We start from the raw sequence: 23,709 nt of genomic DNA on the forward strand, positions 1-23,709 counted from the left end.
TCCATTCCTCACAGGCGTTCAGCAGCTCGTCGTGCCGCCCGGAGCCCCGCGTCCGCTCTCATGTGCGGCGGAACCAGGAACCTGGGCCTGTTGAACCACACGATCGCCGCCCACAGAGCGAGCAGTATGCCGTTCCCAGGGATCGAGAAGAACACGAACGCACCGAGCGCCTGAGGCAGGTCGGCTCCGGCCGCCCGGTTGAGGATCACACCGTCGACCACGAGAAGGCCGCCCATGACGCAGATCACCGGCAACGCTCTGACGTGCGCCCGAGAGCGGAGCAGGTCCCCACGGCCGATGCCGTTCCTCATCCGCGCCACGAGCACCGGGATCCGCCGAGGGTCGAACCAGAGTCGTACGGCTTCATAAATCGCAAAGAGCGTCGCGGCGCCAAGCACGGTCAACGCGACGATCGCCACCGGCGAACCCACTTCGACCCCGCTCATAGCACCTCACTCTGCTACCCAGAGTCACCAGCCCGGAGCCATCAATCAACTTCGACCAGGGATCCTGCCGCCCGTCTCTCTTATTCCAGATTCGCACCCATCAAGAGCCCTGGTCCCGCGCTTTTTTATTATCCGACTGGGCTCCGTTTGCGGGCTCTCATGCCAATCACCGCGCCACTTTCAGATTCGAACGACAAGCAAACCCGGGACGTGGCGAACTTCCCTCGGCACGAAGATGTTGAGCCAGTCTAGTGGTCGAACAAGGAGGATCCACGCACCGGCGATCCCGAACGCACGGCCCGGCGAAGAATACTTGCGACATCAAGGCGACAGCCGTAAGGCAGTTAACCTCGAGCTAACAGGCCTTTGTCATCACGCATGTGTGGTGGCGCGAGAAACCTCGGGAAATTGAACAGGGCAACTAACGCTAGGAGAACCAGAGAGCACGCCACACTCACCAGGCCAATGAGAACTAGTGACGACTGGATCGGCGCTTCAAATAACGGCGCTGATGCAGTCAAGCATATCGATCCCATCATCAGCACACCAGGGAGAAAGGCTCTCGTCAGAGATCGAGCCACGCGCTCATTCCCGAGACTCAGACGCATTTGAAGAATGGCATCTGACATGCGTTCAGCCACGACAGGCTTTCGCCATAGTTCGACGGCACACCATACGAGAACGACGAACGTCAATCCAAAGATCGCAAGAAATGCCGGATACGTGCTCGAAACAAGATCGCTGGAATTCGAATCACGCATTTTAATCCCATCGCCGACTGTCGACGTAACCGTGGCCCAGACCGGATATCCAGAGAGTTGTCGCCGCCGCCGCGATTATGGGCGTAACAGCGATGAGCGCACCCAAGACACCGCCCACCACATTTCCCGCACCGGGGACAATGGTTCCGATAGCCGCACCAGTGAGCGCACCAGCGGCCATGCCAGCCAGGATGGCGCCCGCGTCAACCGCCAGGTAGGCGCCAGTCTTTCCAGTGATACCGCCGCCCTGATGAACGTCGGCCGCCACTGTGATACCGATGCCGACATATGGTACGTAGCGCCCAACACCCGCAAATCTCGGCAGGTACCCATCGCCTGACGTTTGTATTCCTGCGACTCCACCCGGTCGGGCAGCATAGGCGCTCACAGCTGCGTCCGTCGAATCCATCGCCGTCATTGTCACATCCGCAGTACTCGTGAAGGCGCTGGCCTTGAGGTTTAGCGGCTCCGGAACGATCGGTGCTCGTGCCGCATCACTACTCGTACCGGTGCCGGACCTGCCTGGCGTCTGCGCTCCGCCTCCGCGGTACCCACCACCGTAGCTGGTTGAGGGCACAGGCTGCGGTACATACGTTCCGGGCTGGCCAGCTATCGGTGCCTTGCGCGCGACGCCGCCTCCGAATTTGACCTTGTCGTCCTTCGGCAACGCTTCCTGGATCGGCGGCGTGGCAGGTCCCGATGATCCGTCGCGGACGTACGGATTCTTGCCCGTCGGGTCGGACAGGGTGACCGGCATGTTGTTCGCGTACGAGTACGCGTTCCACTGTTGCGGATCGGTCAGGTCCATGATCGGGTCCACGCTGACGAACCTGCCCAGCACCGGGTCGTACATGCGTGCTCCGACCGCCGTCAGCCCTGAAGTGTCCTCCGGTTTGTCGAGGTACCCGTGGTCACCCACCCAGGCCGGACTCGTCCCGTCCAGGCGGCCGTCGGCATCCGCGTCGCCGGCCACGGCTCCGCGGGTGGCTCCGAACGGGTCGGTGTACTGGCGTGTGGCCGTGTTCGTGGCCTGGTTCACCTGCAGCATCGGTGTCCCGTGATGATCCGGGATCACCGTGGTCTGGCCCAACGCACCGACTGCGGCTCGGACGGTGATCGTCTTGCCCGCGAACGCGTAGTAGCGGTTGGCGGTGGGCGCGCGCCCGTCGGCATACGCCGTCAGTTCTGCTCCGCCCGGCAGATACAGAGTGCTCGCACCGTCCTGGGTCCGGACCAGGCGTTCCCCGTCAGCCGAGTACAGATACTTGTCGGTCTCGTTCGCGTCGGCTGTGTCGCCGTCGCCGTTACCGTCCTGCGCCACCGACGTCAGCTCACCCTCCGCATCCCAGGCGAGCGTCTGGGCGGACTGCCCAGCGAGAGCACGTCCAGTCATGTTGCCGGAGGCGTCGTAGCTGAACGTCGAGGTACCGGTGGTGGTCCCGTCGGCAGCCTTCGTAGTCACGCCGGTCACCGCATGCGGCTTGCTGCCGGCGGCACCACCCGGTGCCGGGTAGGCGTACGTGCTCGTCTGGTCTCCACCGTCCGCCGCGAGCGCGTGCTGAGTTGCACTCTTGCGGTTGCCGACAGCGTCGTAGGTGTACGAGGTCCAGTACGGGTCCGCACCCCCCAGATTGGCCTCTGTCCGGTTCGAGGTTGCACAGTCACCGTTGCTCGGGGTCCACGCGTTCGTCAGCCGCCGAAGTCCGTCGTAGTCGAAGCACTGGCGGTCGGCCCGCACGCCTGTGGCCGTGGGGTTGTTCTTGATGCCCAGCACGTTGCCGGCGGCGTCGTACGAGTATCGCGCCACGACGTCATCCCCACCCGCGCCCTCTCGGGTCACCGACTGCTCGGTCAGTCGACGGGTGTGGATGTCGTAGGTCCACCGGGCGCCGACGGAGAAGTTTCCCCCGATATCAGCGAAGAGGAGGTCGCCGTACTCGGAGTACTCGGACTCCACCACGTAGGCGCCGTCCGCTCCACCAACCATCGCTTCGGCCTGGTTCGCACTGTCGTAGGTCGTCCGGACCAGTTCCGCAAGCAAGCCGCCGGACCGTGGGAAATAGGTGGTCTCTGGCAGACCAGTCTCGGTGTATGTGTACTCCGTCGTGTGCTCGCCCACGAGCGCGGCAGGCAGCACACTGTTCGCCGGCACCGACACGGTCTGGCCCAGCGGCCGGTAGTGGTCGTCGTACTCGGTGACGCTCGTCGTCAGGGTCACGTCGCCCGAGTGCCTGGTGCTTGAGGTGAGCTGCCCCTTGGCAAGCGTGTCGTACTTCCACGAGGAACGAAGCGCACCTGTGGTCGAGTCATCCCGGGTCTCGATCTTTCGGCCCAGGGCGTCGTAGACGTTCACCAGCTTCTCTCCGCGCGCGTCGGTGGTCGAGGTGACCTGTCCCGCGTCGTCGTAGGTGGTGGAAGACGCACCCTTGTCCGGGTCGGAAGCGCCGACCTGTCGCCCTCGGATGTCGTAGGAGTACGACCACTTGTTGGTCGCGGGATCAGTCACCCCGACGAGCCGGTTGGCACCGTCGTACGTGTACTTGGTGCTCTGAGACGTTCCTGACGGGCTGTCGCCCAGGTACTGGCGCAGCTCGACCACGTTCCCGCGCGCGTCGGTGATCTCCATGGTCGGTGTACCGCCCGTGGGCGGGTCCACCAGTGTTCGGTCGCCCCGATAGGTGGTCGTAGTGCGCCACCGCTCGTCGGCACCGGATCGTTCGATCACGGCCGTTGGCCGGCCCGCCCCGTCGAACCGTGTGACGGTGGACGAAGGGACCGCGAACTTGAACTGCTCGTCGTCGTCATCCGGGCCGGTGGTCGGGAAGGCGACGGTTGTGCCCGGGGCTCCCGTCGCGAACCAGCGGTCATACGTGATGTGTGCCAGTCCTCGGGTGTCATACAGCGTGTCGGTCATCACGCGACCCGGATTGTCCCGGTCGGCAGACGGCGACTGAGTCTGCCGGTCGCGGAGCAGACCGTCCAGGATCACGGTCGAGGTCAGGTAGGCGCTGGCGTCGTGGTTCAGCGTCTTGGTCGTCACCGCGTTGACGCCGGTGTCGCGCACCGTGTACGCGAACGTCGTGTTCGCGGTGTGAGTACCCTGCACCCGCCCAGGCTCCCACACGGAGACCAGCCGGCCCATACCGTCGTACTTGCCGCTGGTGACATTGCCGTTCGGATCGGTGACCTTGGTCGGGACCCCGAACGCCGGGTCGAGGACCGTGACCGTGCTGTGCTGGGTGAGCGCACCGCTCCCGTCGGGGTCGGGCGACTTGACGGTAGTGCCGGTCTGCAGTCCACCGGTATCGACGTAGCTGGTAGTGGTCACCCGTCCCAATGCGTCAGTCGCCGTGAGGACGCGACCGTAGGTGTCATACGTTGTGCGCTCGACGTTCACGTACGACGACGGGCTACCGGAGCTGTAGGCCTTGGCCTCCTGAACAGCGGTGACGAGGCCCTTGGTCGGGACGTCGCCCACCGCACCGCCGTCATACGCGTACTGCTTGTCCGAGACGACGTCCGCAGGAGCTACGCCGGTGCGAGGGCAGTCCACTCCGACGGTGGTGTCGGTGCGTCTCACGGTCTCGAGAATGTTCTCACCCGTGTTGCGCACGTAGGTCGTGTACGTGCAGGTCTCGTCCCCGGTGGCCGACGTGTCGCCTCGCTCGATCACCTTTTGCGGCAGGCCATACGTGTCGTCGAACTCGGTCTCGGTGACGGCCGTACGAGTACCCGCCGCCAGGTCGGGCGCCGTCGTGATCGTCTCGGTCTTCTGGACTCCTGTGTGGTAGGCCGACTTGTTGCGCGAGTCGGTAGCGGTCGCGGGCGATCGCCACGGCGTGGAGACGACCCGCTCGACCACGGCGCTGCCGTCGTAGGTAATGGTCTCGCGTTCCATTCCCGCGTACTGGTCCAGGTCGTTGATGCCGTCGACCTGGTTGTCGCGGGTCCCTCCGTCGGCGTTCAGCCGATCGCCGTACATGCCACGGAAGTACTCCGTACGTGTGCGCAGCCGCGGATGGTCGGAGATGTCAGCCTCACCAACCTTGGTCTCCACGGCGGCGAACCCGCGCCACTGGCCCCACGTCCGTAGCTTCGGCCGTACCAGCTCGTTGTCGTCGTAGTGCCATGCAGGGGCCCCGTCATACGTGTAATACGTCTCGACGTCTCGTGAGCCCGCGATGCGCGCGTCCTCGACCGTCGCGGTGACGACGTACTTGTGGAAGTACTCCAGAACCTCGGTCTCGCTCCCCGCAGGGGTCCAGTGAACCGGCATGCAGAGGCGGGTGTTGGACCACGGGTTCGCCGGCTTCGAGCTGGCCGTGCAGTCAGGTTCCGAGTAAGAGACGTTGGTGGATCCACCGGACTCGGACCGGATCTGGACGAGACGCCACCGATGCATCGACGGACGCCCGTCGAGCTGCGTGTCGACCCGGTTCGGTGCGCCCGCTCCGGTGAAGGTCACCAGTGGCAGGCTCGTCACGTCGTCCGCGTCCGCCGTGGCCGCCAGGCCGTCGTGATCGATCGAGGCCAGCCAGAGTTGCTTGCCAGTCTCCCCACCGGGATCGGGGAAGGTGTGCGCCAGGGTCCACCGGTCGATGCTCTTCCAGGCCCCGCTCGTGTAGATCTGCGTCGTGACAGCCGTGACTCGCTTCCGCGAGAAGAACGAGGGCGTGTACTGGTTCGCGCACGCGGTGGCGTCCGTCGCGCAGACGAGGTCCGCCGGGACGTCCGGCCAGCGAGTGGGGTTGTCCTTCAGCTTCGCCTCCGCACAGTCGAACGTCTCGCTGGCCAGGCAACGCTGCGACTTGGTGAACTCCACCCGCGCCGGCGACGTCGCGGACTCACCGCCCTGGCGGGTGCCGTACAGGATGCGGGTCAGCGTCCCCCCGCGCACGTAGTCGACCGGAGCAGCGGCACCGTTGTCCGGCTCGTACGAGTTGGACTCGCGGTCGTACTGGTACGTCATCGTGTTCCCGGAGGTATCGACCACGTACTCAAGGTTCCAGCGCCATGCCTGGTCACAACCCGAGGAAGCGAAGCCCCCGTCGGCCGCCGCCTTGTAGCAGGGCTCACCCGGGTGGTTGCCGAACACACGCACCTTCCACGCCGCGTACGTCAACAGGCCGTCTGCGGCCGTCTTGTCCCGCCCGAAGTAGTACTCGGTGCCGTCGGACGTGGTGACCTTCCACCACTCCTTGTCGTTGTCCCCGTTCCACGCCGGAGTGCTCGTGACGCTGCCATCGGCGTTGAGGCCCCGGAAGCGCTGCACCTTGGTGTTGTCGTCCCCCGCGAGCCGAAAGGTGTTCGTCGACCCGTCCTTGATCAGTTCACCGGCCTTGCCACCGAGCACGAGCGTCGCGTTGTCCGACTTCCAGCACAGGTCACCAGTCTTGTGGCTGGCGTTGTTGGCGCTGCCTGAGGTGTCGTCCGAGCAGGGGACGTAGGAACGCTCGATGTAGCCGCCTGTCGACAACGACCAGCCGTCACCGATCTCCCCCGCCTGGGAATTGGTCGAGGCGACCTTGCCGTCCAGCGAACCGGAGTCATAGTTGAGTGACACATCCGGGGTGAGGCTGCCCGGTACCGGCGGGGTGCGCATCGGGTAGGACCAGGTGAACGCACCCGTATTACCCGTGACGTCCCACGACGCAGACGGGTCCAGAGAAGTCGCGGACCAGTCGCCCTGAGCACCTGCAACGTCCGCCGTCACGGCCAGCACCAGGGGCTGCGTAACGTCGGCCTCGCGACCAGCGGCATCCGTTGCCGCCCCGCCCTTGGTCGGCACGCGCACCTGCGCAGCAACCGTGCCGTACTGGTCCAGAGTCGGTCCGTCAGCAGCGGGTAGCTCGGAAGTGTCCTGGCACGACGGCTTCTCCGGTGTCGTCAGGGCACAGGCCGGCAGTTCGACGAGGCGAGCACGGGACGCCCAGTCCGGTGACACGTCCAGCTCGCCGATGTCCACGGACAGATCGGCGACAACATCCGATCCGGTTGCCGACGGCTCCCCATCGACGGTCAGAACCGCTCCGGTCAGACCGATGCGCTCTGCCGCCTCCGCACCGAGGACACGCACCCGCACCAGGGAGCCGGTGCCGTCGGCAGTCCGCCTGAGGCCGTCACCCGATGGGGCCGCGGCCGCGACAGGCAGTTCGCCGGCCACACCGCGCGCGATCCTACCCACGGCGGGCTGGAGAACTACGCTTGCCGGCTCAAGCTCGTCGAGCGCCGGCCGGTCCTCGGACGCACCGTCCGTCCTCGCGGGCTGGTCTGTCGTGGTCGGGCCCTCAGCGATCCTCCGTGGAGCCTCCACCTGGCTCGTCTCCCGCTCGTGGGCGATTACCGGTTGGGTGTCCTTGACCGCATCCTCACCCCAGAGGTCCTCACCATGCTCCCGCCGCTCGTCGAGCGTCCAGGTCTCACGTTCGGCAAGCTCTGGTATGAGTTCCGCGGCGGCTGGACCGGCGGTCGTCGAGAAGACGACTCCGACCACCGCCGCGACGGCGATCGGCATGGTCAGCAGTCGGCGCCTCACCCAAGGGCGGCCCGCCATGGGTGCCCTCATCGCGTGTCTCCTGGCCATGGTGATCACTCCCCGCCCTCAGGCTCGCCGTCGCCCTCACCAACCGGGATGTCCCCCGGGTTCCCGACCGTGCTGTCGTCGCCCTCGCCGGTCTCCAGCTCTGCGCCAGGGGTCCAAGTGGTCCCGCCGGACATGTCTCCACCGCAGATACGCGTGATCTGTCCGAAGCCCAACGGCGCGTTGTAGAGACGGACCTCGTCGATCGCGCCGACCCAGTGGTCCGTCATCGCCCCACCGAGCATGGACCGGCCGAGCTGCACTGGACCGGCCGCCGTCCACGAGCTGCCGGTGTACTCAACAGTTCCGTGCTCTTCGTCCACCTTGGGGATGAACGCGTCTTCCGGAACGTCGCGCGGGTCCTCACTGGTCCCGATCGGGCACACCGACAGAGTCATGTCGCCGCTGGTCGCGTTGAAGACGCCAGCCAGATGGACCCACTCGCCAACTGCAATCGGACGTGCCGAGTAGGCCCTCAGGCCCAGCGATCCGCCACCGTCCTTGTCGTAGGTCCAGAACCCCCAGCACGTCACGGGCTTGACGCCCGCCTGGTTCGCCGGGCAGTGCGTGCTCGCGAGCTTGCCCAGCTTGAAGCCTGACGAGCTCTGCCCGTCCTGAGACACGGCAACCTTGTTCACGTTGCCTGCCTCGTCGGCCCGGACGAACGCAGAAACCGTGAAGCCCGCGTGGAAGTCCTCACCGTTCTCCGTGCGGTTGGCGCAGGTGCCCGCCGCCTTGAGCCCTTGATCCTCGGACTTGCCGTCCTTGATGCCATCCGGCCCGGTGGTGTCGCTCGCACAGCCGAACGTGTTCACGACCGGCCCGGTCGTTGAAGCCGTGTCTGTGGCTGAACCATCGAAGAGCAACGCCTTGTCCTCCAGGCGGCGTCCGTTCAGGGCGAACGGCCCCGGTTCCGCGGTACCCACCCCGGACGACAGCCTCAAGGTGTGGCCGAGCGCACCGTCGTCTGGGCTGGACTTGCTGGTCGACCCACTGATAGGAGCAAAATCGTCCAAGTGCCAGTACCCGGCGGTCGTCGGGAAGTCGACGGTGTATCGATAGGTGCGTGTACCTGAGGTCCGTCCTGAGGCATCGAGCGCTTGCGCGTACAAGATGTGTGAGCCGGCACGGCTCATCGCCAGGGGACCAACTGTCACGGGCCCACCCGGTGAGGAAGGCGACTTCGACGACCCGAGACCGTCCGAGTTCAGCGAGTAGCGGTAGGTCACGACGTCGGACGACGCAGAATCGAGGACGAAGGTAGCCGAGATGCCGACGCCTCCCGAGATCTCACCTTGCGGGTACTGCGTCGAGGTGATCGTCGGAGTGGCGGGGTTGGTCAGGTCCACCTTGAAGTAGCAGTTCGGGGACTGGCCCCAGGTCGTGTTGCGGTCCCCGGCATTGTCCAGCGCGTCCTGAACGATCATTCGCCACTGGAAGGAGCCACCACCTGACAACGCAGAAGACGGAATAGTCTTCTCGAAGGTCGACCCCGGGGTTTTCCATGTCGACCAGTCAGCGGTCTCGTACTTCATCGTCCCGCCCGACGTCAGGACCATGAACTTGACCCGCACCTGAGGACTGTCCGGGTCCCGCGCGATGCCCCGCATTGTGATCCCCGATGTCGACGAGAACGATGGCGCGTCGGCGGACGTGGTCGAGCAGGCTTCGGGACTCTCGCCCTCGAACGAGAGCTTCATCTCGCCGGACCTGGGCGCCAGCGGTGCCCGGTTGTAGATGATCTCCAGACGCGGGTTCTCATACCGCTTCCAGGTGTAGACGTCCGTGGTGGACGTGCCCTTGAGCCCGAGTGTGATCCGGGCCGAGTTGTTGTCCGCTGCCCACCGGGCGACCGACTTCACGTCCCACGCGATGTCCCGCGCGTTGCTGCAGGCCGGCTTGTGGTGGATGTTCTTCTCGTCGACCTTGGACTGCCACTTGCCCGACACAGTGAAGTTGTTCCAGTTCGTCGAGCTTGAGATTCCTGCTGTTCGGTAGAGCTCGGTAATGCGGCTGGAGCACGCGTAGGTGTGGCTGCCGTACACGGTGAAGGTCGCCTCGCGGATATCGCTGCCCTTGAGGCCCGCGATCGTGGACAGCCCGGTCCATTGGAAAGCCGAACGGATGACATTCGTCGTCGGGCATCCGATCGACGCTGTGCACGCACCGATCGGAAAGCTGGATGCGTCGTTGTAGTGCACGCTCGACGGATACGCGGACTGGATCACCGCCTTGCCACCGGGCCTCTTCGTGCCGGTCGTCGGGTCGATATGGATCACACCGTCCATGCCTGCCAGCGCCTCGGGATCCAGGGTCACCACCACGCCGGCGTCCGCACCTGCCGGTACTTCACCATCCGTCAGCAACTCTGCCCTCATGGGCTCGATCGCGTCTCCTGCGACGGGTGCGCTGGCTCTTCTCTCGTCTACGCCGTCCGAGTCGATGAGCTCACCATCCGGCGCGACCAGTACCTGCGAGTCGGCCGTTGCTTTGGATGCAGAGCCGTCGGCGACGTCGGCCAGCACGTCGTCGGGTGCCGGAGCCAGTACCGCGTCGGCCGCTGAGTCCCAAGCTCGTGGTGCGGGCAGCTCTGCCACCACCTCGGCGGTAGCGATCTCGGTGACGTCGAAGCCACCTGCCGCCTTCGAGCGCAGGGCGAGCCCGTCGGACACCGTCACCGGGAACACGAGGCCGTCGCCCGTCAGTGGGACGAGAGCGGGTAGCGCGTTGAGGGCGTCGACCGATTCAGCGCGGATCACCTCTGAGAACGACGTTCCGTCCAGGTTCGGGGTAACGACGACGTCGACACCGGTCGCGACCGGGTAGATCACCTGGCCGGCCGCAACGTCCACGACCGGAGCAGGGAGATCGAATGGCACGTCGACCGTGACCGTGTGCCCTTCCGCGGTGGTCAGCGACGCCAGCGGACCCCCAGCACCCGCGCCATCGCTGTCTCCCGCAGAGAACGTCAGGTCCGCCGCAGGCGCAGCCATCGTGATGCGCCCGTCGACCGGATCGCCGACCAGAGTTGCGTCGACCGGTCGCCAGGGAGTGCCGTCACCGTCCGCGTCACTCGGGTCGGGCGCTCGGACAGCGTCGATGCTGGATGAGAGCCTGGCGTAGCCGTCCGGAAGGATGCTGGTTGTCGACCAAGGGTCGGTCTTTGAGTCCACCAACATCTCGGTGCCGCACGCCAGCGCGGCTTCACGAGCCTCTGCCTCGGTTCTCGCCGACGTCACGGAGCAGTCGATCACCTCGTCGGCCAGCACCGGCAGAGCGGTTGGACCCAGGCCCGTTCCGGCGAGCGCGACAACGAGCGCCCCACCGGCTAGCCGCCGCGCCCGTGCGGCTCGGACAGGCCGGATCGATCCAATATTGGGCAGAGCATCCCTGGCCCATGCTCGGACGTTCATCACCCGGTCCTCCCGACTGGCATTCATCAGCGATCGACCAGTCCGAGGACACACATAGCCCCACGCATGACCCACACCTTGGACCGGCCGAGCGAGCCTGCTCCACGGCAATGTCCAGGTCAACGTGGACAAACGTCCAGGTTCAGTTCACCAAATCGTTTTGCGCAAAATTGATATCTAGGCATCCTTCAGCACAAGAGGGCATGCACCGGATGAATCCGAAACGCCACCGGATAGTTCACCCACCTGACATACGTGCAAAAATGTGATCCAGAACACAGCATCTGGACCCGAACATTCACCCGTGCGCCAGCAGCTTCAACCCCACCACCCCGACCGCGAGCGCCGCCAGCATCCCCAGGGCCAGCACCTGTACGAGCCACGGCAGCTTCGTGCGCCGCACGCCGAGCCAGGCGATGAGCACCAGCGTGGCGATGAGCACGACGACGCCGACGCGCAGCGCCGTCGTCACCTCCCACCAGCCCAGGCCCGCCGCCGCGAGGGCCAGGAGCGGGACCACGAGCGTGAGGAGCGCGCCGCTGCTGGTCCGGCTCATGGCCGCGAGGTGCTTGCGGTCGGGGAACCCGCCGTGCGCCGCGAGGTGGGCGATGAGCTCCGCGAGCCACGCGGCGGCCACGGTGCCGACGGCGGTGATGGTCAGCGACGCCGCCGCGGTCCCGGCGGTGAGCCCATGGGCGTGGGCCAGCAGCGTGAGGATGACGGCGAGCGACGCGAACGTGACGTAGACCCGCTCGCGCAAGCGCTCGGCGAGGTCCTCCCGTTCGTCGTCGCTCATCGTCGAGGGATCCTGGTGCGGGGGCCGGCGGCGCGTGCTCATGCGCTCATTCTGGCGCGGTCGAAGGCCCGGGGCCGCACCCACCGCGAGCCACCGACGGCCAGGGCCTATCCGGTCGCGCGCTCCTCACGCCGCTTCCCGCCACGCCTCCGCGAGCGCCGCAACCGACGGCCAGCGTGCGCCGCGTTCGGGGCGCAGAGCCCGCGCGGCGACGTCGAACAGCACGTCCGAGCCCGCCCAGACCGACCGGGACTTCGTCTCGTCGTCGCCCAGGAAGGTGTGCGCGAGGGACCCGAGCGCCACGACGTTCGTCACCTCGTCGATCACCGCCCCGAGCTCGTGCTCCTCCGCGGACATGAACCGGGTCGAGCCCCACATGCGCCCCATGCGGTTGACCACCGGCGCGCGTTCGTAGAGGTCCAGGTCGCACAGGGTGACGCGGCCCGTCGCCGGGTCGAGCATCACCGAGCCGTCGTACAGGTCGACGGCGACCCAGCCGCGCGCCGCCGCATGCACGTGGAAGTCGTAGATCTGCCGGACGGCGTCCACCCGGGCGGGCAGCAGGAGCGAGCGCACGACGTGGGAGCGCTCGTACTGCCGGCCCACCGGCGTCGCGTCGGTCCAGTCGAACACCAGCGCGTGGCCGGCGCCGACGTCGACGGCCTCGCGCAGCCGGACCAGCGACGGGTGCGCGAGCGACCGGTACACCGCACCTGCCCGGCGGGCGCGGTCGACGGCGTCGGCGAGGACGCCGTCGTACCGGGCCGTCGGCGCGCCCGCGTACTTCACGAAGACCCGACCTGCCGGACCCTCGACGCCGAGGCAGAGGTTGCCCGAGTCCTGCTGGTCGAGCACGGCGAACACGGTGCCCCAGCGAGCCACGAAGGACAGGTCGTGCGGCGCCCGCAGCCGTACGGGCAGCCCGTCCACCTCGCTCACGATCACGATCACGATCCGCGACCCTACTCACGCGCCGAGCAGCCACCAACGGCAATACCGCAGCTCAGCACGACGGCGCCGAGCGGGGCAGCGACCGGATGCCCGCCTCGCGCAGGCGGTTGCGCACGGGTTCGGCGCCGAAACCATGCACAACCGCCTGCTCGCAGCGGACCGGTGCCTCACCCCCGGTCGGTGACCTCCACGAAGACCGGGTTCGTGTAGAACCAGAGGTCCTCCCACGGGTCCGCCGCGCCGAGGACGTCGATGGCCGGCCCGGCCGGGTCGACGTCGGCCCCCAAGTAGCCCACTTGGCTCCGCTTCCCGTCGGTGCCCCGCAGCCGCACGTACGACGCCCGGTCCGCCGTGAACCGGTAGACGAGCTCGATCGTCCCCGCACGGCCGGTTGTGTCCCAGGACTGCACGACGCGGGTGTCGGGGGCCACGATCGTGTCGCGGTCGGCGACGGGCCCGGTCACCGCGCCGAGGATCAGGTCCACGCGGGCGAGCTCGGGCAGCAGGCCCGCGGCGTTGACCTGGTCGGCCAGGTCGATCGTGACCACGACCTCGACCTCGCTCCCGCGCCGGACGGACAGCGTGTCACCGAGCGTGACGCCGGAGCGCGTCCTGCCCCGGGGCCGGACCTGCACGTCGAGGCCCGCGACGAGGTCACCGAAGCAGACCCACATGCGCCCGGCGCGCATCGCCTCCATGACGCCGGTGTAGCTGCGGTCCTCGGCGCCCACCCATGTCTTGTTGTAGTGCCCCGGGGGCAGGGCGCTGTACTCGGTGACGGGCCGGCCCGCGTTCACCGGCGGCGGGTACTGGCCCGTGCTCGCGAACGTGTCACCCGCCTCGTTGTAGGGGATGGTGTCGTACCCGGTCTGGTCGAGCGGGTCCACCGGGTTCTTCACCCAGTCGCCGCAGCCCTGGTGCCCGTCGGAGGTGGTGGTGATCCACCACCGGCGGCCCTCCGCCAGCAGGCTGTCCCACACCCCGCCCACGGTCGCCGTCATCCAGTCGAACCCGCCCCACGTGCGGTAGGACTCCTCGGGATAGCCCGGGTGCGACCACGTGCCGGCACCGCCGTCGTAGAGGCCGCGCCCGCGGGCCATGCCCGGGGCGGGCAGGCCGGCGGCCTGGTGTCCCGGCGAGCCCTCGAAGCCGACCACGATGCCCGGGGCGGCGTCCTGCCAGTCGCGCAGCTCGTGGGGCGAGTCGATGCCCTTGCGCGCGGGGTGGTTGGGCAGCACGAGCGCGTCGCGGACCCGGCGCCGCCGGACGGCGTCGGCCAGGAAGCGCAGCGCCTCGCCCGCGAGCGCCTCGTTCTCGGGGGTGCCGTCGCGGGCGCCGACGACGGTGGCGTCGTACTGCGACACCAGCCGGCGCATGACCTCGCGGTCGTCGGCACCGGGGGCGAGCATGAGCGTGGTGTGCTCGCCGCCGGGGATGTTCCACTCCAGGCCCCAGAACACGAGGAGGTCGTCCCCGTGGGCGCGCTGGGCGGCGGTGACGTCCGCGTGGGCGCGGTCGAGGCCGTGGTCGCGGTAGGGCGCGTTGCCGTGGTCGGTCAGCACGATCCAGTCCAGTCCGCCGGCCAGGGCGCGGCGGGCCTGGTCGTCGACCCGGAACATGGCGTCGTTGCTGTACAGGGTGTGCAGGTGGTGGTCGCCCGCCAGCCAGTGGTAGCCGCGCTTCTTCTGCCGGCCCCGGGTGCCCGGGGCGCTCGCCGTGCCGGCCGCCTCGGCCGGGGCGGCCGACGCCGCGAGCGACCCGACGATGCCCGCCGACGCCACTCCCGCTCCGCGGAGGAACCCGCGCCGGCTCGTACCTGTCTCGGTCATGAAGGTTCTCCTGGTGCCTCACGCCCGTGGCAGGTGCGCCCACGGGTCTGCGGGCAGCGTCGTGGGCGCGGCTGAACCGCGAGGGACGGCCAGGCGAACCGGGCGTGGCCCGGGTGTGAACGGCGCCCGGCGGTCTACCGGCGCGTGCCGGGCCGTGCCGCCTGGTCCCCGGCGCCGTCGCCCCGCTGGTGCCCCCGCCGCGCGTCCCGGTCGAAGATGCCGATCACCTCGCTCGGCCCGCCCTCCGCGCCGACGGCGTGCGGGAGCATGGTGGGGAACTCGGCGGCCTGGTCGGTCTCGAGGCGGAACCGCCGGTTGCCCAGGAGCAGGGTCACCGTGCCCGAGATGACGACGAGCCACTCGCGGCCGGGGTGGGCGCGCAGGCGCGACGGGTTGTCCGGCGCGGGGTCGGTCAGGCGCTGCCGGACGACGCTCATCCCGGGCTCCGCCCTGATGGGCCAGCGCTTCCAGCCGTGCGCGACGTCGATGGTGGGGTTGATGACCACGTCGTCCGTGGCCGTCTCGACGAGCTGGTCCAGCGACGTGTCGAGGGCGCGCGCCAGGGTGACGAGCTGGTCCAGGGCGAGGCGCTGCCGGCCGTTCTCGATGCGGCTGAGCGTGGACTGGCTGACCCGGGCCCGGGTGGCGAGGTCTTCCAGGGACCAGCCCTGCGCCACCCGCAGCGCCCGGATGCGCTTGCGTACGAGGCTGTCCAGCTCGCCATCTTCTTGCGTCATACGCAAGAGCCTATGTCCTTTCCGCAAGGCCGGGCTACGTTCGTCACCGTCCGGCCCCGACCCGGGGGCCGCGACAGAGAGGACAGACATGCCTGGCACTCCTACCACCCCGGCGACCGGCGCCGAGCCGGCCGACACGGTCGACGTCGTGGTGATCGGCGGCGGCGCCGCCGGACTGAACGGCGCGCTGATGCTGGCCCGCTCCCGCCGCTCGGTGGTCGTCGTCGACAGCGGCACGCCGCGCAACGCCCCCGCCGAGGGCGTGCACGGGCTGCTCGCCCTGGACGGCACTCCCCCGGCGGAGCTGCTGGAACGGGGCCGCGCGGAGGTGCGACGCTACGGCGGCACGGTGCGGACCGGGGAGGTCGTCAAGGCCACGCCGGCCGACGGCGGCGACCCTCGCTTCACCGTCGACCTCGCCGACGGCGACACCCTGCACGCCCGCCGCCTCCTGGTCGCCACCGGCCTGCGCGACGTGCTGCCCGACGTCCCCGGCCTGGCCCGGCACTGGGGCCACGGCGTGGTGCACTGCCCGTACTGCCACGGCTGGGAGGTGCGCGACGAGCCGATCGGCATCATCGCGGCCGGTCCCGCGTCCGTGCACCAGGCACTGCTGTTCCGGCAGCTCACCGACGACCTGGTGTACTTCGAGCGGGGCACCGGGCTCGACGACGACGCCCGGGCGCGCCTGGTCGCGCGCGGCATCCGCGTGGTCGAGCCCGCCGTCGAGGAGGTGGTGGCGGACGACGCCGGCGGCATCGCCGGGGTGCGCCTCGCCGACGGGCAGGTCGTCGCCCGGCGCGTGCTCGCCGTCGCGACCACGATGCTGCCGCGGACCGAGGGTCTGGAAGGCCTCGGGCTGCCGGTGCAGGACCTGCCGAACGGCATGGGGCGCCACGTCGTCACCGGCCCGGCCGGCACCACCGAGGTGCCGGGCGTGTGGGTTGCCGGCAACGTCGGCGACTCGTCCGCCCAGGTGGGGGCATCGGCGGCTGCCGGAGCCATGGCCGGCGCACACATCAACGCCGACCTGGTCACGGCCGACACCGAGGCGGCCCTCGCGTGACCGGCCCGGAGGCGCGCCGGCGTCGCGCCGTCCTCGTCACCGTCTGCACGGCGCTCATGGCCGTCATCGCGTCGGTGTCGGGGCTCAACGTCGCCCAACCCGACCTCGCGGTCACCTTCGGGGTCTCCCAGGGCACGGTGCTGTGGATGATCAACGCCTACACGCTCACCCTTGCCGCGCTCCTGCTGCCCCTCGGGGCGGTCGGCGATCGGCTGGGCCGCAAGCCCGTGCTCGTGGCCGGGCTGGTGGTGTTCGGCGTCGCGGGCGTGGTCGCGGCGTTCGCGCCGTCGGCCGAGGTCATGGTGGCTGCCCGCCTGCTGAGCGGGGTCGGCGCCGCGATGATCATGCCCGTCACGCTCGCCGTCATCACCTCGACCTTCCCCGAGGAGGAGCGCGGGCAGGCGATCGGCGTGTGGACCGGCGTCGCCGGCGGCGGCGGCATCCTCGGCATGTTCCTCTCGGCGGTCCTCGTCGACCTCGTGAGCTGGCGCTGGCTGTTCGCGCTGCCGGTCACGCTCGCGCTCGCCGCGCTGGTCATGACGCTGCGCTCGGTGCCCGACTCGCGCGAGACCACCCGGCACCCGTTCGACACCGCCGGGGCGCTCACGTCCGTGGTCGCCGTCTTCGGCCTCGTGTTCGCGCTCCAGGAGGGGCCCGAGCGCGGCTGGACCGCCCCGCCGACCCTCGCCGCGCTGGCCACCGGGGTCGCCGCCGCCGTCGGCTTCGTGATCCTGGAGGCACGCCGCCGGGACGCCGCACTGCTCGACGTCCGGCTCTTCGGCAGGCGGCCGCTGGCCGCCGGCTCGGTCACCCTGCTGGTGGTCTTCGGGGTGCAGGCGGGCATCTTCGTGGTCCTGTTCCCGTTCTTCCAGGCCGTGCTGGGCTGGTCAGGACTGCTGTCCACGCTGGCGTTCATGCCGATGGCCGTGCTGATGATGCTCGCCTCCGCACTGGCCCCGCGGCTGTCCGTACGCGTCGGCCCCCGCGCGACCATGGCGACGGGCACCCTCCTGGCCGGCGCCGGGCTCGCGCTCATGGCCCTCCTCGTCTCGGTCGACGGCGGCTACCCGTCCGTCCTGCCGGGCATGCTCGCGATGGGCGTCGGGATGGGGCTGTCGATGACACCCTCCACCGAGGCCATCACCAGCACGCTCCCCCAAGAACGGCAGGGCGTCGCGTCCGCGCTCAACGACGTCACCCGCGAGCTCGGCACGGCCCTCGGCGTCGCCCTTCTCGGCGCAGTGCTGACCGCGGGCTACCGCGGCGCCGTCGAGTCCCGGCTCGACGGCGTCCCACCGGAGGCCGCCGACGCCGCCCGCCAAGGCGTGGCGAACGCGCTCGGCGCGGCGGACGACGCCGGACCGGCGGCGCAGGAGCTGGTCCGCGCCGCGCGGGAGGCGTTCGTCGAGGGCTGGCAGGGCGCCATGTGGGCCGGTGTCGCCGTCATGACCGTGCTGTTCGTCGCGGTGCTGGTGCTCGGGCCCCGGCGCCCGGTGCCCCCGCCGGGACCGACACCGGCGAACGACACCGACCTGGTCGACGCCACCGCGTGAGCCCGGCGCGGGGGCCTGCCCCCGCGCCGGATCACCGCGCCCGCACCACCCCGAGCCTCACGAGGCTGCGCCCGGTGTCGACGACGGTCTCCCGCACCGGCCGCATCTCCCAGCCGAGCTCACGCCGCGCCTTCTCGGCGCTGACCTGCTCGGGCTCGCCGACGAAGTCGAGGCCGAGCCGCACCTCGCGGTCGAACCGCCCGATCACCCACAGCGCCCACACCGGCATGCGCCGGGTCGGGACGCGGTACCCCTGGGGCCCGAACTCGTCGGCCAGGATCCGCGCGATGTCGCCGAACCACAGGTTGTCGCCCGCGCAGATGTACCGGTTGCCCGCGGCGTCCGGCAGCTCCATGGCCAGCCGGTGCGCCCGGGCGACGTCACGTACTGACGCTCGACGGGGTGCTGGCACAGAAGGCCGTCATGTGGGACACCGACCAGGACGACCTGCTCGAGCGCGCCATCCGGCAGATCGGGCGGACGCTCGACGTCCGCGGCGGGGAGAGCCGCGGACGAGAGAACCACGGAAGCGAGAATCACGGAAGCGAGAGGCACGGAAGCGAGAGGCACGGCGGGCTGAGCTGAGGCGAAAAGGGTCCCGCCCCCAGGTGCGCGCTGGGCTGGATCTGGTTCGGCCCGGGACCGTGCATGCAAGCCCTGCCGAACAGTTCAGCCAGGCCACATCAGCCGCGGCCGAGCCGAACGGAGTACCGCTCACCGAGCACCCGCACCTCGGCGAGGTCGCCCGTCGGCCGTCCGGTCAGCCCAGCCCCCTGGCGCCGCCCCCGACGGATGCCTCTGGACCCAAGCCACACAAAGTCACGGTCTACCCAGTCATCAGGCCCAGGACGAGTGCGATTTTCGGGCCCGATGACTGGGCAGACCGTGACTCTGCACCAGCCACCCACCGCGCGGGTCAACGCCACGACGCGCGGACCAGCCGGCCCGGGCGGCTCGACGGCGACACCCCACGCCCCGACTCCACATGCCTACCCGGCCGACGTCGCGATCTCCCGCCACGCACTCCAGCCACGCACTCCAGCCACGCACTCCACGACCACGCACTCCACGACCGCACGCTCTCGCCGCGTTCTCCGACCGCACTCTCCCGCCACGCTCACCCCGCAGCACTCACCCACCCCGCCCGGCCGCCTCCGCGCGGCTCGTGCGCAGGTGCTCTCCGGCGAGCCGGGCAGCCGCCTCGGCGTCGCCGTCGCGGACGGCGTCCAGGAGCGCCCGGTGCTCGTCCGCCATGCGCGTAGGGTCGGTGTGCTGGGCCAGCAGCCACCGCACCCGGCTCGCGGTGACGGCGTGCAGCTCGGCGAGCACCGGGTTGCCGGCGGCGCGCACCACCGCCTCGTGGAAGTCCGCCCCGGCACGCCGGGCCGCCACGGCGTCCCCTCGGCCGGCCGCGGCGGACTCCCGCTCCCAGGCCTCGGTCAGCGCGGCGAGCTGCTCGGGCGTGCGCCGCAGGGCGGCCAGCCGGAAGTGCAGCGGGTCGGTGGCCTCACGCACCTCCTGCAGGTGCGCGACGTCGGCGTCGCTGAACTCCCGCACCACCGCCCAGCTCCGCGGACGCGGCGTCACGAGCCCCTCCGCGGCGAGCGCACGCAGGGCGTCCCGCACGGGGATCCGGCTCACACCCAGCTCGGCGGCGAGGTCACGCTCGACGAGCCGGCTGCCGGGCGCGCGCGTCCCGTCGACGATCTGCTCCCGGACCACCTGCGCGACCCGCACCGACTCGGGCTCGAACTCCCCCGCCCCGGCCAGCGCTCCTCCCCCGCTCATGCCCGCCATCCTGCCACCCGCGCACCGCCGTACCGGTGCCGGACGCCACCGCCGCATCCGGTCGCCAGCGACCGAGGCACCACGCCCACCACCGGCCACCCACCCAGCGCGACCGAACCACCCACGCCTGTCCCCGCCGCCCACCCAGGGCGACCGAACCACCACGCCCACCACCACCCGCCCGTTCCGCAAGACAAGCCCCGTTCCCAAATGGGATACCATTTTGCGATGTCCGCCACCCCCACCCGCCGTGCCACACCCCCGGTGCGTGCCCGAACCACCGGGCCGCGGGCCGCGCACCCCCGAGCGGCCCGGCGACCCACCCGCCGCGCGATCGTCACGGCGTGGGCGCTGGCCGGCGCCCTCCTGACGGGGTGCGCCACGACGTCCCCCGGCGCCGACCCGGAAGACACCCCTGTCGACGGGCCCGGAACCCAGCAGGCCACACCCCACTGCGACGCCACACCCGGCGCCCCGAAGACCACCGCGGACGCCGCCCCCTCGACGGACGCCCAGGACGAGACCTCCGACTCCGCCGGCACCCCCTGCGAGCCCGCATCCGCCACCGACGCCACGACGCCCGCCCCCGAGCAGCACCTCCTGCTGGCCACCCAGGCCGACGGCGACTCGATCGCCCTCGTCGACCCGCGCGACCGAGACGGTTCCGCCGTCGTCGACGAGATCACCGTCGGCGCCGCGCCGTGGGACGTCGCGGTGCACCCCGGATCCGGGCGCGCGTTCGTGTCGACGGCGGAGGGTGTCGCCGTCGTCGACCTCGCGACGCGCGAACGGACCCATCTGCTCGCCTACCGGCATCGTCCCGACCGCGTGGCCTGGGGCGAGTACCGTCCGGGCGGGCTCGGCCTGGCGGTCTCCCCCGACGGCGCGACCGTGCACGTCGCCGTCAGCATCGGGGACGCGGCGTTCCTGGAGACGATCGACGTGGACAGCGGCACGGTCGAGCGCTCGACGCCGGTGGGACGGCGACCGTTCGACGTGCTGATCAGCGACGACGGCAGCGAGATCTACACGATCGACCACGACGGGTTCACCGTCACCGTGGTGGACACCGCGACGTCCGCGACGCGCTCGGTCGAGGTGGCGCCGTTCGGCACCGAGGGCGGGCTCGCGTCGTTCGAGAAGCCCCACTACGCGGTGCTCACCCCGGACGGCGACCTGCTCCTGCCGTACCAGGGCCGGGCGCTGGCCCGCGTCGACCCCGCCTCCGGCCGGGTCACGACCACCGCCCTCCAGGCGGACACCCACCAGCACGGCGTGGCCCGCACCGACGACGGCACGCTCGTCATCGCCGGGAACGGGCCGTTCGGCAACGCGGCGAGCGGCGCGAGCATCGAGGTCGTCGCCCCCGACGGCCGCTCGGTGGTGCTGCCCACGGACCGCCGCCACGAGACGGTGGCCGTCTGGCAGGACGGCGGCGCCGCCTTCGGTGTGCTGGCCGGCGGCTACACCCAGGACGGCGCCTGGGACGGGCTGACCGTGCTGCCGCTCGCGGCCGCCCTCGACGGTACCGACGAGTCGTACGAGGTCGAGGTCCCGGGACGCCCGCAGGCGATCGTCCCGATCACGCTGCCATCGCCATCGCCATCACCACCGACATCACCACCGACATCGCCGTCACCATCGGAAGGAACCCCATGAGCACCTCCCCCGTCACCGTCCTGCGCGACGTCCGCCCCTGGGGCGGTGCCCGGTCCGACCTGCACGTCGCCGACGGCGTGATCACCGCCGTCGTCCCGCACGACCCGGCCGGCGCGCCCGCGGCGGGCACCGACCCCGCGCACGTCGTCGACGGCCACGGCCTGCTCGCCCTCCCCGGCCTGGTCAACGCGCACGCGCACGTCGACAAGTCGTGGTGGGGCAAGCCGTGGGTGAGCTACGGCGGCGAGCCGGGCACGCAGGGCCGGATCGCGCACGAGCGCGCGCACCGTGACGAGCTCGGCATCCCCGGCGTGGACGTGACGCTCGCCGTGCTGCGGGAGTCGGTCCGCACGGGCACCACCGCCGTCCGCACGCACGTGGACGTCGACCTGGGCGTCGGCCTGCGCGGCATCGAGGTGGTGCGCGAGGCCGTGGCGGCACTGGGCGGCGCGGTGCACGCCGAGATCGTCGCGTTCCCGCAGGACGGCGTGCTGCGCCGCCCGGGCGTGCTGGGCCTGCTCGACGAGGCGGCGGCCGCGGGCGCCGAGCACATCGGCGGCCTGGACCCGGCCTCGATCGACCGCGACCCGGTGGGCCAGCTCGACGGCCTGTTCGCGATCGCGGAACGGCACGGCGTGGGCATCGACGTGCACCTGCACGACGGGGGCGAGCTGGGTGCGTTCCAGATCGAGCTGATGATCGACCGCACCCTGCGCACCGGCCTGCAGGGAAAGGTCAACGTGGCGCACGGCTTCGCCGTCGGACAGCTTGCCGCGGCACGCCAGGCCGACCTGGTCTCCGCGATGGGCGAGGCCGGGATCACGATGACCACGGTCGCCCCGATCGGCGCCGCGCCCCTGCCGCTGCACGCGCTGCGCGCCGCCGGGGTGGCCGTCGGCCTGGGCACGGACGGGATCCGCGACCTGTGGTCGCCGTACGGCACGGGCGACCTGCTCGCCCTGACCACGCAGCTCGCACGACTGTCGGGCTTCCGGTACGACGCCGACCTGACCACGGCGGCCCGGATCGCCTCGTCGGACGCCGCCCGCTTCGTGGGCCGCACCGCCCACGACCTCGTCGCCGGCGCACCCGCCGACGTCGTGCTCGTCGACGCCGAGAACGTGCCCGACGCCGTGGTCCGCGCCCCGCGCCGGGCGCTCGTCGTGGCGGCCGGCCGGGTCGTCGCCCGCGACGGCGAGGTGCTGGTCTGAGCCGCACCGGGCCGGTCCACGTGCTGCACTAGGCTCGACGCGGGAATCATCCGACGAACCCGTGGAGGCGGCAGGTGACGGCGATGTGGTCGACCCGGACGGGCCCGGACGACGCACCCGTCGTCCTCCTCGTGCACGGCGGGGGCGTGGGCGCCTGGATGTGGCGCGAGCAGGTTGCCGCCCTGCGCGACCGGTACCTGGTGATCACGCCCGACCTGCCGGGTCACGACCACGGCGCGGACGTCCCGTTCACCTCCGCGGACGACGCCGTGACCGGGCTCGCCGACCTGCTGCGGCCGGTCGCCGACGGTCGGGAGATCACGGTGGTCGGGTTCTCGCTCGGCGCGCAGCTCGCGGTCTCGCTGGCCGCGAGGCATCCCGGCCTCGTGTCGCGCGTGGTCGTCGTCAGCGCGCTCACCGAGCCGATGCCGCTCACCGGCCCGAGCCTCGGGCTGGTCCGGCTCACGGCGCCGCTCGGCGGGCACCGCTGGTTCGCGCGGCTGCAGGCCCGGTCGATGTTCGTGCCGGACGACCTGTTCGACGACTACCTGCGCACCGTGCGGTCGGTGTCCACCGCGGACCTGGTGGCTCTGCTCTCGGCCAACGGGGCGTTCCGCATCCCCGCAGCCTGGTCCGACTACCCCGGGCCGGCGCTGCTGCTGGCGGGCGACCGGGAGCCGCGCGCACTCGTGCGGGGCATGCGGGCGCTGCACCGGGCGCTCCCCTCCGCCGAGCTGGAGATCGTGCCCGGCGCGGGGCACGGCCTGCCCCTCCAGCGCCCCGCGTGGTTCACGGAGCGGCTGCTCGGCTGGCTCGCACGCGAACCCGGCGTTCCCCGCTGACGCACCCGATAGGTCGAACCAATTTCCGCACGCCGCCTTCGCTGGCTTGACCCTGCGCGCCGCGATCCGTAGATTGC

Annotated in this window: 14 protein-coding genes; 5 read left to right on the plus strand and 9 right to left on the minus strand. The window is 70.4% G+C overall.

Features of this window, described 5'->3' with window-relative positions; translation table 11 throughout:
• Positions 1-8: 8 nt before the first annotated feature.
• The 7 genes from ACO229_RS15050 to ACO229_RS15080 form a co-directional block, all read right to left on the minus strand.
• Entirely contained in the window at positions 9-446 is a 438-nt protein-coding gene (locus tag ACO229_RS15050; RefSeq protein WP_423461986.1) for a hypothetical protein, read from the minus strand.
• Positions 447-1,208: 762 nt separating this feature from the next.
• Positions 1,209-7,721 (minus strand): RHS repeat domain-containing protein, encoded by a 6,513-nt coding sequence (locus tag ACO229_RS15055; protein ID WP_423461987.1) that lies wholly within the window; start codon positions 7,719-7,721, stop codon positions 1,209-1,211.
• Positions 7,722-7,795: 74 nt separating this feature from the next.
• A complete protein-coding gene (locus ACO229_RS15060) occupies positions 7,796-11,056 on the minus strand; it encodes a LamG-like jellyroll fold domain-containing protein (RefSeq protein WP_423461988.1) in 3,261 nt (1,086 codons plus the stop codon).
• Positions 11,057-11,498: 442 nt separating this feature from the next.
• Complete coding sequence (locus ACO229_RS15065) at positions 11,499-12,038, minus strand: hypothetical protein (protein ID WP_423461989.1); 540 nt, start codon at positions 12,036-12,038, stop codon at positions 11,499-11,501.
• 84 nt (positions 12,039-12,122) lie between these two features.
• On the minus strand, positions 12,123-12,947 hold the full coding sequence (locus ACO229_RS15070; RefSeq protein ID WP_423461990.1) for a hypothetical protein: 825 nt from the start codon (positions 12,945-12,947) through the stop codon (positions 12,123-12,125).
• Between the two features lie 167 nt (positions 12,948-13,114).
• Complete coding sequence (locus ACO229_RS15075; protein WP_423461991.1) at positions 13,115-14,776, minus strand: PHP domain-containing protein; 1,662 nt, start codon at positions 14,774-14,776, stop codon at positions 13,115-13,117.
• 134 nt (positions 14,777-14,910) lie between these two features.
• Positions 14,911-15,513 carry a helix-turn-helix domain-containing protein gene (locus ACO229_RS15080; protein WP_423461992.1) on the minus strand — a complete coding sequence of 201 codons (603 nt, stop codon included), beginning with the start codon at positions 15,511-15,513 and terminating at the stop codon, positions 14,911-14,913.
• An 88-nt stretch (positions 15,514-15,601) separates the two neighbouring features.
• Here ACO229_RS15080 and ACO229_RS15085 point away from each other — a divergent pair, with 88 nt between their 5' ends.
• Entirely contained in the window at positions 15,602-16,579 is a 978-nt protein-coding gene (locus ACO229_RS15085) for an NAD(P)/FAD-dependent oxidoreductase (RefSeq protein ID WP_423461993.1), read from the plus strand.
• Positions 16,576-18,132, plus strand: coding sequence for an MFS transporter (locus tag ACO229_RS15090; RefSeq protein WP_423461994.1), 1,557 nt, complete (start codon positions 16,576-16,578; stop codon positions 18,130-18,132). Before ACO229_RS15085 ends, ACO229_RS15090 begins: the two co-directional genes overlap by 4 nt.
• A gap of 31 nt (positions 18,133-18,163) precedes the next feature.
• On the opposite strand, the gene ACO229_RS15095 is transcribed toward ACO229_RS15090, so the two are convergent.
• A complete protein-coding gene (locus ACO229_RS15095; protein ID WP_423461995.1) occupies positions 18,164-18,544 on the minus strand; it encodes a hypothetical protein in 381 nt (126 codons plus the stop codon).
• 719 nt (positions 18,545-19,263) lie between these two features.
• Complete coding sequence (locus tag ACO229_RS15100) at positions 19,264-19,920, minus strand: GntR family transcriptional regulator (protein WP_423461996.1); 657 nt, start codon at positions 19,918-19,920, stop codon at positions 19,264-19,266.
• 228 nt (positions 19,921-20,148) lie between these two features.
• Between ACO229_RS15100 and ACO229_RS15105 the strand changes: the two genes are divergently transcribed.
• The 3 genes from ACO229_RS15105 to ACO229_RS15115 all read left to right on the plus strand — a co-directional run bounded on the left by ACO229_RS15105 (position 20,149) and on the right by ACO229_RS15115 (position 23,632).
• Positions 20,149-21,579, plus strand: a complete 1,431-nt coding sequence (locus tag ACO229_RS15105) for a YncE family protein (RefSeq protein ID WP_423461997.1) — start codon at positions 20,149-20,151, stop codon at positions 21,577-21,579.
• Positions 21,576-22,790 carry an amidohydrolase gene (locus tag ACO229_RS15110; protein WP_423461998.1) on the plus strand — a complete coding sequence of 405 codons (1,215 nt, stop codon included), beginning with the start codon at positions 21,576-21,578 and terminating at the stop codon, positions 22,788-22,790. The genes ACO229_RS15105 and ACO229_RS15110 overlap by 4 nt, the downstream gene beginning before the upstream one ends.
• Positions 22,791-22,873: 83 nt before the next feature.
• On the plus strand, positions 22,874-23,632 hold the full coding sequence (locus tag ACO229_RS15115; protein ID WP_423461999.1) for an alpha/beta fold hydrolase: 759 nt from the start codon (positions 22,874-22,876) through the stop codon (positions 23,630-23,632).
• Positions 23,633-23,709 lie beyond the last annotated feature (77 nt).

Origin of the sequence: Promicromonospora sp. MS192 (assembly GCF_049532985.1) — a bacterium.
Taxonomy (GTDB): Bacteria; Actinomycetota; Actinomycetes; order Actinomycetales; family Cellulomonadaceae; genus Promicromonospora.